Annotated in this window: 9 protein-coding genes and 2 pseudogenes; 7 read left to right on the top strand and 4 right to left on the bottom strand. The window is 43.7% G+C overall.

Features of this window, described 5'->3' with window-relative positions; all coding sequences use genetic code 11:
• The gene (locus tag RIC07_RS31970; RefSeq protein ID WP_446398039.1) at nt 1-1644 is read right to left on the bottom strand and encodes an ATP-binding protein; all 1644 of its coding nucleotides are present in this window, start codon (nt 1642-1644) and stop codon (nt 1-3) included.
• A 26-nt stretch (nt 1645-1670) separates the two neighbouring features.
• Nucleotides 1671-4379, bottom strand: coding sequence for a PAS domain S-box protein (locus tag RIC07_RS31965; RefSeq protein ID WP_446398038.1), 2709 nt, complete (start codon nt 4377-4379; stop codon nt 1671-1673).
• Nucleotides 4380-4770: 391 nt separating this feature from the next.
• Here RIC07_RS31965 and RIC07_RS31960 point away from each other — a divergent pair, with 391 nt between their 5' ends.
• The 4 genes and pseudogenes from RIC07_RS31960 to RIC07_RS31945 all read left to right on the top strand — a co-directional run bounded on the left by RIC07_RS31960 (nt 4771) and on the right by RIC07_RS31945 (nt 8169).
• Nucleotides 4771-5469 carry a glutathione S-transferase N-terminal domain-containing protein gene (locus RIC07_RS31960; protein WP_446398037.1) on the top strand — a complete coding sequence of 233 codons (699 nt, stop codon included), beginning with the start codon at nt 4771-4773 and terminating at the stop codon, nt 5467-5469.
• A 284-nt stretch (nt 5470-5753) separates the two neighbouring features.
• Entirely contained in the window at nt 5754-6380 is a 627-nt protein-coding gene (locus RIC07_RS31955; protein ID WP_446398036.1) for a hypothetical protein, read from the top strand.
• Nucleotides 6381-6382: 2 nt separating this feature from the next.
• Nucleotides 6383-7522 (top strand): AAA family ATPase, encoded by a 1140-nt coding sequence (locus tag RIC07_RS31950; protein WP_446398035.1) that lies wholly within the window; start codon nt 6383-6385, stop codon nt 7520-7522.
• Between the two features lie 2 nt (nt 7523-7524).
• A pseudogene (locus RIC07_RS31945) lies at nt 7525-8169 on the top strand (DUF3226 domain-containing protein).
• A gap of 66 nt (nt 8170-8235) precedes the next feature.
• Here RIC07_RS31945 and RIC07_RS31940 read toward each other — a convergent pair.
• The gene (locus RIC07_RS31940) at nt 8236-8448 is read right to left on the bottom strand and encodes a hypothetical protein (RefSeq protein ID WP_446398034.1); all 213 of its coding nucleotides are present in this window, start codon (nt 8446-8448) and stop codon (nt 8236-8238) included.
• Nucleotides 8449-8817: 369 nt separating this feature from the next.
• Here RIC07_RS31940 and mgsA point away from each other — a divergent pair, with 369 nt between their 5' ends.
• The 3 genes and pseudogenes from mgsA (at nt 8818) to RIC07_RS31925 (ending at nt 11426) form a co-directional block, all read left to right on the top strand.
• Nucleotides 8818-10125, top strand: coding sequence for a methylglyoxal synthase (gene mgsA / locus RIC07_RS31935; RefSeq protein ID WP_446398033.1), 1308 nt, complete (start codon nt 8818-8820; stop codon nt 10123-10125).
• Nucleotides 10126-10505: 380 nt separating this feature from the next.
• A pseudogene (locus tag RIC07_RS31930) lies at nt 10506-10634 on the top strand (DUF4870 domain-containing protein); the annotation flags it as partial.
• A gap of 45 nt (nt 10635-10679) precedes the next feature.
• The gene (locus RIC07_RS31925) at nt 10680-11426 is read left to right on the top strand and encodes a 4'-phosphopantetheinyl transferase family protein (RefSeq protein ID WP_446398032.1); all 747 of its coding nucleotides are present in this window, start codon (nt 10680-10682) and stop codon (nt 11424-11426) included.
• A gap of 160 nt (nt 11427-11586) precedes the next feature.
• Here the strand turns inward: RIC07_RS31925 and RIC07_RS31920 are convergent, their stop codons facing one another.
• On the bottom strand, nt 11587-11907 hold the full coding sequence (locus tag RIC07_RS31920; RefSeq protein ID WP_446398031.1) for a hypothetical protein: 321 nt from the start codon (nt 11905-11907) through the stop codon (nt 11587-11589).
• Nucleotides 11908-12430: the final 523 nt, after the last annotated feature.

Genomic DNA, 12430 nt, shown 5'->3' with positions numbered 1-12430 from the left:
TCACTGATCATGATCATGCTCCACCTCCGTCCCCTGGGATTGTAAACTTGGTATAAAAATTGTGAACATTGTCCCGTCGCGATCGCTCATCACCTCAATCTCGCCCTGGAGTCGATGTACCAGCGTTTTCACCATTGTCAATCCCAAACCTGTTCCTCCTTGTTTCCAGGGATAGGGACTAGGAATGCGATAGAATGGCTCAAAAATTTTCGTCAGTTCATCTGGGGGAATCTCCACCCCAGAATTACTCACCTGAATCTCGACAGTAAACTGTTGAATCAACACCTCCTTATCTTCCCCTGCTCCCCCTGCTCCCCCTGCTCCCCCAACCCGCACTGTTACCCCAATATCTTCCCCGGCTGGCGTGTATTGAAATGCATTATTTAGTAATTCTTTCAAAATCCGAGTCAAACTTAACTGATCTGAAACCAAAGGGGGTAAATTCGGAGCAATATTAATATGCAACTGTTGCTGCTGAAATTGCGCCCAAGCTGCAAACGGTTTAACCAAATCAAGCATCCACTCGGAAAATTGAATCAACGTTAGTTGTAAGGGATAAACCTCTGTCTCAATCGCACGGATATCCAGCAAATCATTCACTAGATTGAGCTTTTGCTTGCCTTGCTCTTGGACAATTTGCCAATAACGAGCAATAACGGTGACATCAGAACGAAGTTGTGAACCGAATAAACTCTGTTGATCTAAGATGGTTTCCAGAATCCGAACTGCCAATTTAATCTTTGCCGGAGATGTAGGCAATTCTAATGACGCGGTACTTAAACTTTCATCATGGAGCAGATCCAAACATTGCAGTTCTGCTATATCATACTCTAATTGGCGGGCACGTTCCAGGGCGCAATTCTTTTCCTGGGCTAAACGCTGTTGTGTGGCATCACGAAACACCAAAACGGCTCCCGCGATCGCACCGTTATTATTTTTAATCGGAGCAATGCTATCTGCAACAGGGATCGGCTTTCCCTGCTTGGGGATCAACAAAATCTGCTCTTCTAAATAAATAATTGTCTCTTGTTCTAGGACATTTTTCAGCATATCGCCGACAGGTTGCTGGGTTTGCTCATCGACAATATTAAATACCTCCGTTAATTCCCGATCTCTGGCTTCCGCTAATTGCCAACCCGTTAACGATTCCGCCACCTGATTCAGAAACTGAACCCGACAGTCTTTATCGGTAACAATCACCCCATCTCCAATCCCTCGAAGAATAGCGCTGAGTAATTGTTCTCGTTCATATCGCTGGAGTGCCGTTTCAATCGCTACATAAAGAGCTTGTTCTTTAACGGGTTTGAGGATATAGCCAAAGGGAGCGGTAATTTTTGCCCGTTCTACCGTACTTTGATCCGAATGTCCGGTGACATAAATTGTGGGAATTTTTAGGCGATCCCAGATTTGCTGCGCCGCTTCAATCCCATCGATAGTCCCTTTTAGCCAAATATCCATCAACACTAAATCGGGACGAAACTCGGTAGCTTTTTCAATCGCTTGTTCTCCCGATGCTGCGATCGCGGGTACAGTATAACCGAGGGATTCTAAGCTCTCTTTTAGATTAATCGCGATAATTCTCTCATCTTCAACGACGAGAATTTTCATTGTTTGTTTTAAGTTAGGCGGTGGTTTAGTATACATAATTGGATGATCCTTGGTTCTATACATTATCGAGTTCTGAGTTTATGGTTAAAGGTGATGGTAAATTCTGTTCCCGAATCACGATTTAGGTCTAAGGTTCCATCGATTTGATCGACTAATCCCAAAACTAGCGTCAAACCTAATGAGGGGGTTGTTTCAATATCAAAGGACTTGGGTATTCCTACACCGTTGTCACGAACCTTAAGCGTAAGCGAGTCATCAGTATTCCGCTGGAATTTAATCTGTATTTCTCCCTTTTGATGTTCTGGAAAGGCATATTTTAGGGCATTAGACACCAATTCATTTAAAATTAAGCCACAGGGAATCGCTGTGTCAATGGCGAGAGCAATATCCTCAACCTGATAGGACATGCGAACTTGACTAGAACTGATGTTATAAGAATCAAACAAATGAGTGATTAAATCGGGAACATATTGGGCAAAATCAATCTGAGCTAAATTCTCAGACCGATATAACTTTTCATGCACCAGGGCGATCGAGGCAATGCGATTTTGACTGTCTTGCAAGACTAACGCCACGTCTTCATCTTTGGTTCGCCGCGACTGCATTTGCAGCAGACTACTGACAATTTGCAAATTATTTTTAACTCGGTGATGAATTTCCTTGAGCAAGACCTCTTTTTCTTTTAGGGAGGCTTTGAGTTGATCTTGAGTTTGCTTTTGCACGGTAATATCTTGTTGGACAGCAACCATAACAGTGCCATAGTCGGGATGCTCAAAACGAGACGTTGTCGCTTGACACCAGAAGGGAGTTCCATCTTTTTTAACGTTATGAATTTGGTAAGTATATTCGCCATTTTTAATCACGTTGTCCGTAATAGTTTTGGATGTTTTTTTAGGGCTATTTTTCTCATCTTCATAATTCAGAATAGACACAGATTTGTTTTTGAGTTCACCTCCTTCATAGCCAAACATCTGCTCAAACTTGGGATTGGCATACACAATCCTCTTGTCAGTCGCACTAACCAAACAAATCCCTTCTGCCATGTTTCGAGTAATCACAGCCTGGAGTTTCATATCTTTTTCTGTTTGTTTGCGAGCTGTGATATCCGTAACCCGGACTAAATTAATCGCTGTATCAGCAACATGAATTCGCTTGACTGCTAAGTTGCCCCAGAATGGCTTCCCTTTTTTGGTGATATATTCGACTTCTTTACTCCAAACGCCGTACTGATTAATCGCTTGATGGATACTGGCTAACTCTTCTGGCGTAAATCGGGACTTTTGCAGAGTATGTCCTTCAATATTAATTAGTTCATCTTCGCTAGCCGCTTCAAATAAGTCAACGGCGGGTTGATTACAGTCAATCGTCAGTCCCGTGTCTGGATTAACTAAAAATAGGGCATCAGTGGATTCATTAAAAATCGCTTCTTTGAGTTCTCGACTGCGGCTTAGGGCTAACTCCGCTTGTTTGCGATCGCTGATATCCACAAAATACCCAACAACCTCAATCGGTTGACCCGTTTCATCCCGAATTAACTTCCCTTCATCCAAAAGCCAGCGATAGGTTCCATCCCCATGGCGGAAACGGTATTCAAAGGAGTAATTCCCCCGCTTTAACCGTTGGGGTAATTCCTGGAGAATCAAGTTAATATCCTCAGGATGAATATGATTGAGCCAGAAATTAGCGCCATTCAAAAATTCCTGTGCGACGTAACCCAGAATATTCGCGACATTTTCACTAATATAGGTCAGCTTATAATTTGGATCAGGCTGGGTGCTAAAAATCACCGCAGGGCTGGAAGTGAGTAGATATTGCAAGTGTTGCTGATGTTGACGTAATTGATCTTCGGTGGATTTGCGATCGCTAATGTCTTGAATCTGGGCGATAAAGTAAAGCGGTTGATTCTGGGAATCGCGAACCAAAGAAACACTTAACAGAATCCAGAGGATCTGCCCCTGTTTGTGGATATAGCGTTTTTCCAGTTGATAGAAGCGAATTTCACCCCCTAGTAATCGTTTTGCCAAGGTGACATCGGCGGCTAAATCGTCAGGATGGGTAATCGCGTGAAAGGTGGTGGCGAGTAATTCAGATTCCGAATACCCAGTCATCTGACACAAGCTTTGATTAACTTTCATGAAGCGCCCGTCTAAGTCAACCAGTGCCATGCCAATTCCGGCATAGTCAAAGGCATTGCGGAATCGTTCTTCGCTTTCTTGTAGGGCGGCTTGCGCCTGGATAGATTGCCCGGTTTGCGCCTCAATCTGGCTAAGATTCTTAACAATGTGTAAAGCGCCCTGGATCTGTCCCCGGTCATCCCGGATACTGTGAAATGTAAGCTGATACTTATTGCGATCGCGGCGACTATCGCCAAATTCCTGAATTACAGTAAACTCTTCACCCCGTAGCGCCCGCCCCCAAATTTCCTGCGCGTTTGCTTGTTCTTGGGGTAAATGGGCAAGGGCTGCGATCAAACTCGTACCCCTATCAATTTCTCCACCAAAAATCTTGATAAATTCAGTTTTATACGCTTGATTAAAGGCAATATAGCGCCAGTTCAAATCCAGCGCCGCCATCAGATCGGTGGTGTTATCCAGAATCGCTTGCAGTAGGAATGGATTGTCTCGCCTGATATTATCTGTTTCTGGAGGCTCAAACTCCATAGCCTCCACGGTGTCTGGGCTAAACGCTCGCAATTCCGCCTCAGCCTGCTGTAAGCGATCGCGCAGATCCTGTATTTCTTGTTGGAGTTTTGTTTTAACTTGCTCATTCATCTCCCTCTCCAACTTACTCAAACTTTTACCGTTCACTTGGACGTTTCAACTGTTAAAATAAAGTTTCATTTCTTCACAGTAAAACCGGGTTGACACGCTCAATCTAGCAAATGTATTAATGAACACTACTGAATTTTAATAAAAATTAACTTCGTTAAGGTTCTAACAATAAATAACCAAAAAAATCGAATCAGCTTAACTCGAAAAAGTGAAATTTTCGGGAAGAAATCATGCCTAATTAAGGTACCATTTAGGTATCACGTCCGGACTTTCAAGCGGAAGAGGAGATACTCAATCCGGGAAAACTCTACACCCCACACCTTAGATCCCAAGTAGCTTGTCACCCCTTCAGAGTGTATAGTCAAGGCAAAGGATGCAGAACAATTCAACCATGACACATCCCATCGATCTCTACTATGGACCCACACCCAACGGCTGGAAAATCAGCATTATGTTGGAGGAAACTGAAACCCCCTACAATCTCATTCCGGTAGACATCACCGCCGGGGATCAGTTCAAGCCAGACTTTCTCGCCATCAGTCCCAATAATAAAATGCCTGCGATCGTTGATCCCCAAGGATTTGAGGGTCAACCCCTATCCCTATTCGAGTCGGGTGCAATTCTGCTGTATCTAGCGGACAAAACCGGACAGTTCATCCCCAAACAACCGCGCGATCGCTATGCTGTAATTCAGTGGCTAATGTTCCAAATGGGAGGCGTCGGACCCATGCTGGGACAAACGCACCACTTCCGCCAATATGCACCGGAAAAAATCCCGTATGCGATTAATCGCTATACAAATGAAGCCACTCGCTTGTATCGCGTTCTCGATAAACAACTCTCCCAAGTCGAGTACATTGCTGGTGAGTATTCCATTGCCGATATAGCAATTTTTCCCTGGATTATTTCCCATGAAAAACAGGGACAAAATTTAGCCGATTATCCTAATCTTCAGCGATGGTTTGACGCAATTAATCAGCGACCTGCGGTACAGCGAGGGTTAGCACTTTTGAGTGATAAACGGGTCAGCAACATGGATGAAAAGGCACGAGACGCCCTATTTGGTTCCCGTCAATTGGATCAGCGATAATTTGTCATTTGCGTCAAGGTGAGTGTTAAGTGTGTAGGGGCGGGTTTCACTACTATCTTTTTGGTTGCACCCAGATGTAACTAAACCCGCCCTGACTCAGGTTTATAGACTTCCCGTGAAAGTCAATTCCAGATTCTTCTCTTCGTTCAGAATGACAGGTTAGGCACGCTCAATAAGCATTAGGGAATCGCCGAAACCTTTGATATACCGTAGGGTGGGTTTCGACTTCGCTCAACCCACCAGTTTTAAGTCAGTAACATTCCAATTAACCTAGAGATTTACTAATGGCATATAGCAATTTTACCTTAGCTAAAGTCAAGGAAGATTTTGGCTTAACGGTTGATGAAACTAAAAACGTATTCGCGAATATCCCAGGCGTACACCCCTCAGAACTGTTAACGCTCACGTTAGCTGAGTATATCCCTCTAGCTACAGCAATTGATACCGAAAAAGCCCGTTCTGAATTTATTATTGCTCCGGTTTTATCAGAAGTTAGGCGACAGGTTAACTATCAAGTCAGTTTATTCTCTGGAACGGATTTCAATGTCGATGTCGAGAAAGGATTGCAAGGCTATTGTGACTTTATTCTGAGCTGTTCAGCAGAACAATTTTATATCAACGCTCCAGTAATTACAATTACCGAAGCGAAGAATGAAAAAATTACCTCAGGCTTTGGTCAATGTATTGCCGAAATGGTCGCCGCCCAGATATTTAATCAAAGTGCTGGAAATAAAATTGATAAAATTTATGGTGCTGTAACAACGGGGACAGTATGGCGGTTTTTGGTCTTAGAGGAACATACCGTATTGATTGATCGGTTAGAATACTATATTAAAGAGGTCGATAAGATTTTGGCAATCCTCTTACAACCCATTCAAGCTTATTTATCTACAAGCACCGGAGGAAATTAGATATGCTAAAAAATCTCACAATAAATAATTTCCGCTGTTTCAAACATTTTGAGCTTCAGCAGCTTGGCAGAGTTAACTTACTCGTTGGTAAAAATAACAGTGGTAAGACATCAATACTAGAGGCAATTCAACTTCTATGCTCCAGAGGTAATCCTGAACCATTACTTGAGGCTCTGACTAACAGAGGTGAATATTGTTGGAGTGATGACATTAGAAGAGGCAGAAGAGAGCGTGAACTTGATATCTGTCATCTTTTTCACGGTCATGAAATTGAATTAGGCAGTGAATTTTCAATATTGGCTTCAAATGATAATCTTGAAAATAAACTTTTCGTATCTATAGAAAAACAACCGATTGCTTCTAAGGTAGATTCAGAGAGTGAATTTGATGAATCTACCAGTGTAGTTGAAGAATTTTCAGATAACTTAATAGAACTTGCTTTTAAAATTTTGTGGACTGATGGCAATAAGCGAGAGGGGTGGAAACGCAGTTTGTCCTCTAATGGAGGACTATCTGAAGATTATATTCGTCGATGGCGAGTTATAGGTAAGCCATCAAAAAATGCCGCAACAACTCAATATATTACATCATCATCTTTAACAACAACCAACATGACTGATTTATTTGATCAGGTCGTTTTAACACCAGAGGAAATGCTTGTCTATAAAGCACTTCAGACGATTGAACCTAAAATTGAGCGTCTTGCTTCTATTACGTCTAAAACCCTCAGAAATTCAGAGTCTCGTAGTGGATTTGTCGTGCGTCTTGCTGACAGTGATCAGCGCGTTCCGATTGGGAGTATGGGGGATGGAATATGGCGGATGTTGGGTCTAGCATTATCAACGGTATGTGCTAGAGGTGGAGTATTGCTGGTTGATGAAATTGATACGGGACTTCATTTCACAGCGATGGAAGATATGTGGAAACTAATTTGGAAAACGGCAAAAGACTTAAATGTACAAGTTTTCGCAACGACTCACAATAGTGATTGTTGGACTAGCTTAGCTAGCCTTGCCAGTCAGGAACAAGACACTGAAGATAAAATTACAATTCAACGAATAGAACCTGGTAAAGAAACAGGTGTCGTTTTCACTGAACGTGAGATGGTCATCGCGGCTCAACGAGGGATTGAGGTACGTTAGAAATGGCAAGCAAGTATTATCCGAAGAAGCTTATTGTAGAGGGAGATCAGGATAAACGAGTCATACCAGAGCTAATTGAAGCTAATGGAATTCCTTGGATAGACATAGGAATAAAAGTTCCTTACATTGAATCCTATGGAAGTGATAACTTTATTGATGCGGATGTAATCTCCACAGAACTGAAAGAGTCAGGATTGACAACATTAGGATTAATAGTGGATGCAGATGATGATTTATCGGCACGCTGGACAAGTATCAGAAACGCCTGCTTAAAAAGTATTCCTGACTTTCCTGAACAATTACCAAAAACAGGATTGATCCATAGTACAAATGGAATCAAGTTTGGTATCTGGATTATGCCAGATAACCAAAAGGCAGGAATGTTGGAAACATTTTTAGCCTACATGATACCCGGTGAGAGTGAACCGTTTTGGCAATACGCCCAAGACGTCGTAACCGAAGCCAAACATAGAGGCGCACCTTTTAAAGATGCTCATCTTGATAAAGCGAATATTTACACCTAGCTAGCATGGCAAAATCCACCCGGACGACAATTGCATAATGCTATCATGGAGCGTATTTTGAATCCCCAACATCCCCAAGCTCAACCGTTTATGACTTGGTTTAAGAACTTGTACAACCTATAAGTTGACAAGTTTCCGGAATTAACCCTTAAAAATTATCGCCATCTGAGAGGTTACTGTCTGAGTTTTTCACTCAACATACTTTTTCACAAGAAATGATACATCCTCTTGGTGGGAATGTCTTAGTTCTTGAGCTTTATTGATAGCAGTTTTCATGTCATCATAAGGACCTGCCCAGAGGTAAGACTTCACTAATTGCTCATCACCAGCGAGTGACCCATACACCGTATAATAAACCCCATAAAGCGTATTTTGATCCGAGTCAATAACTTTTCTAAGCATAAGAGTTCCTCGATTGGACTTTCAAACGAAATCGAATCGTAGTTTGCTGGATAAGACTGTATGATGCCTAACAGCGTAAAGTCAAATGTAGTGCGGCTGATTCCCCCGATAGACTTATCTGATGGAGTGATGGGGCAACAATTATCAAACTGTATCGAATTGAACATCGGCTCAAATAAATAACTGCTCCCAACTGCGCCAATTCTCTCTACACTAAGATGATGGGTATGCTGGTGGGCAATGCCCACCCTACAGCTTTAGAGTTTGTAGTCAGCGATGCGAGCGCTTCTGGCACGCTTTGTGCCTACTACAAAACCAGCTTAAGTCAGTGAGATTTACACTAATATATAAGAATTCCGCCTTCCCATCATGTCCCCAACCATTGCCTTAATTGCCCACGATCGCAAAAAAGACGATATTGCTAACTTTGCCAAACAATACACCCCCATCCTCTCCCGTTACCGCTTAATCGCCACCGGAACCACCGGACAACGCATTCACGACCGGAGTAAGTTAGAGGTTGAGTGCCTATTGTCGGGTCCCTTGGGCGGAGATGCCCAAATCGCGGCGGAAGTGGCTACAGGTCAGGTGGTTGCGGTGATTTTTCTCATCGATCCCCTTTACGCTCAACCCCATGAGCCGGACATTCAGGCATTGTTACGCATCTGTAATGTTCACAATGTCCCTCTGGCTACTAATCTTGCCACGGCTGAAGCAATTATCGCCAATTTTGCCAAAAATCGCTTCGCTTACCTGATTTTTAACCCTGTTTCGGGTCAAGGCAACGCTGAGAAGGATTTAACGCTGATTCAGCAGCTTTTAAAACCCCAACTGCATCTAGATATTCACCTAACGACGCCCGATCGCTCTTCGGTAGAGTTGGCGCAAGAGGCGATCGCATCCGGTGCGGATCTGATTATCGCCTCCGGTGGAGATGGTACAGTTTCGGCTGTGGCGGGTGCTTTGATTGGTAGCCAGATTCCCTTGGGGATCATCGCCAGAGGCACCGCCAATGCCTTTGCGGGGGCGTTAGGGATTCCCACCACACTTCGCGCCGCCTGTGAACTGATTTTATCAGGCATTACCCGGGTGGTTGATGCCGCACGGTGCAATCAGCATCCGATGATTTTACTGGCTGGGATTGGCTTTGAAGCCGAAACCGTAGAACGAGCAGATCGAGAGGCAAAAAAACGCCTAGGCGTCTTAGCCTATATTTTGGCAGGGATGCAGCAACTCAACGAACACAACGTTTTTGAGACAGAATTAGAGATTGCTGGGATTACCAGTCAATGTCAAGCCGCCGCCATTACCATCGCCAATGCTGCACCGCCAACCTCTCTGATGGCACAGGGGATGGGACAAGTCATTGCCAATGATGGGTTATTGGAAGTCACGATTAATACTCAAAACACCAAAATCGAAGCCATGGATGCGATCGTGGATTTACTCGGTGCAGCATTGATGCGGCGAGCCGCCCGTCGAGAGGATACAATTTGTTTACGGACGGGACAAATTAAAGTCAACACCAATCCTCCCCAAAAAGTGGTTGTCGATGGGGAAATTATTGGCACAACTCCAGTCACGATTGAATGTATTCCCCAGGGATTAACCGTCATTGCTCCCCTGGAAGTGTCCAAGCCTGCCGATGAACAACTACCCGTTAGTGAACCAGAGTGAATAAGTAGGTGGGGACAATTAAAGTGAATGGTGGGGATTGTCATTCGTCATTCGTCATTCGTCATACTCGCTTCGGGAGAAGCAAGCTACGTTTATGTAAGGATTTAAGGCTTGTCAACATGACTTAATAGGGTTAAGTTTATTTCCACCAACCTAAGCTGTTCGGCATTTAAACCTTAATGCCAACAAGGGCAAAATCCTTGGAGTGCGAGCATCTTGCTCGCTACTATAGCAACCGCCATAGCGGTTAGGACACATCATTTAGTAGAGACGTTCCGGCGGAACGTCTCTACAACAGTTCGGAAAGTCCTAATCGATGTGTCTACTGCTATAATACCCAATTTAAATGCATAACAGCTTACTAATACTAGGAGTTACTAATGACTAATCAGCATGATTTCGATCAACGCAAACTTTTATCCGCCCTGTGCCATGGCTCAATCTTTTTGAGTTCAGTGGTTATTTCTGTGGCGATCCCCATTGTCATTTTGTTCGTGACGGATGATCCTAACCAACCCTACCGCTATCCTTTTATTTTTAGATTGGTGTAGGTTATGACCACTGGGAAACGTCTTTGGTATCCTCCACCCTCTACCTTAGTCCTCTCTACCCAGGAGATCCATGTCTGGCGGGCGGATCTCAATCAACCGATCGCACAGATCGAGAGATTCGCACAACTCCTTTCCCCAGATGAACAGCAACGGGCAAAGCGATTCTACTTTGAGCGCGATCGCAACCATTTTATTGCAGGTCGGGGGATCTTACGGACAATCTTAGGTCGCTATTTAAATCAACCGCCTAATCAAATCCAATTTGACTATAGTCCCCGTGGCAAACCCACGCTCACAACCAGCAACCCTAATCAAACATTGGGTTTTAATCTTTCTCATTCTCATGGATTAGCCTTATATGCTCTATCATTAACTCTTGACCTGGGGATCGATCTTGAATATCGGCGTCCGATGCCTGATGCAGAGAAACTCGCACAACGTTTCTTTACACCAAAAGAATATACTGCGATTCGGACTCTGGCTGGGGATCAGCAACAACTCGCGTTTTTCAACGGTTGGACAAGCAAAGAAGCCTATTTAAAAGCAACAGGTGATGGGTTAGCCAAGTTATCAGACATTGAAGTCGCTCTGATGCCCGGAGAGTCGGCTAAATTGCTGAGTATCGCGGGAGACTCTAACGCGGCGTCTCATTGGTCGATTTTTCCCCTAACCCCCGCATCAGATTATGTAGCGGCTGTTGCCGTATTCGGGCAGAATTGGCAGATCAAATGTCTTGAGTTTGAACATTAAGTTCCTGGACAAAGTATTAGACTAAACGTTCAGGTTGTTACAAATGACAAATGACGAATGACGAATGACAAATGACAAATGACGAATGACAAATGACAAATGACAAATGACGAATGACGAATGACGAATGACGAATGACGAATGACAAATGACGAATGACTTAAACTAACTCGACGCGATCGCAGATTGTTTGACCAAACAGCGAATCTTGCTCAACTTCTGGCGGGTGAGGGGGAGCCACTAGAATTACAGAATGATATTGAGAGACGATCACCTCTGGATCAAAAATAAATTCACTATAGTCAGCCAAATCATCCAATCCCAACACATTTAAAACGATCTCGGATAAAACCCAAGTCGTCACTTTGAAACATGCCTTTTTCCACTGCTTATGCCTATTCATCGGTTTTAGGCTCCTGCGATCGGTGGTTGAGATTTTGCCTTCTGGCTCGAAGATTAGTGTTTCGAGCAGTACAATCACTGTTAGCGGCTCAATCCCTACTGGTACATTCAGTGCGATTACCTTGATTTCAGCAATCTTTACAAAAACTTGTCCAGAACTTACGCATTCCTTTATCTGTAGAGACTGAATAATTGTGCGGAAGGCTACACATCTTAACTACACCCTGTTTCCTGCGTTAGTTCCTTGTTGATGCCAAGCCCTAAATACTCACAACTTGGCTTTCATTCAATACCCTAACTAAAGTTATGTAAAGCCTCACACCTTCAACCTGGCGCTTTAAGTAAAGTTTTGATGAAATTTAGCGTGGGGAGATAAAAATCAGCAATACCCTGCTAGTCGCCAGGGTTCCCAGGGAGATGGGGTGAGGGGGTGAGAGGGTGAGGGGGTGAGGGGGTGAAGGGGGGTTAACTAACAGTCCGTAAATATCTAGACAATTAGTGACATAACTAGACATTTTCTCTGATATAGTCAGGCAATGTCTAGTTTAACCCCCCAAGAAGCAGCCACTCGACTAGGTGCCACGGTCTTGCACTTTGCACCG

The sequence above is a fragment of the Coleofasciculus sp. E1-EBD-02 genome, from assembly GCF_040218245.1.
In the GTDB taxonomy this organism is placed as follows: Bacteria; Cyanobacteriota; Cyanobacteriia; order Cyanobacteriales; family Coleofasciculaceae; genus Coleofasciculus.
This window is presented reverse-complemented; position numbering and strand designations above follow the sequence as displayed.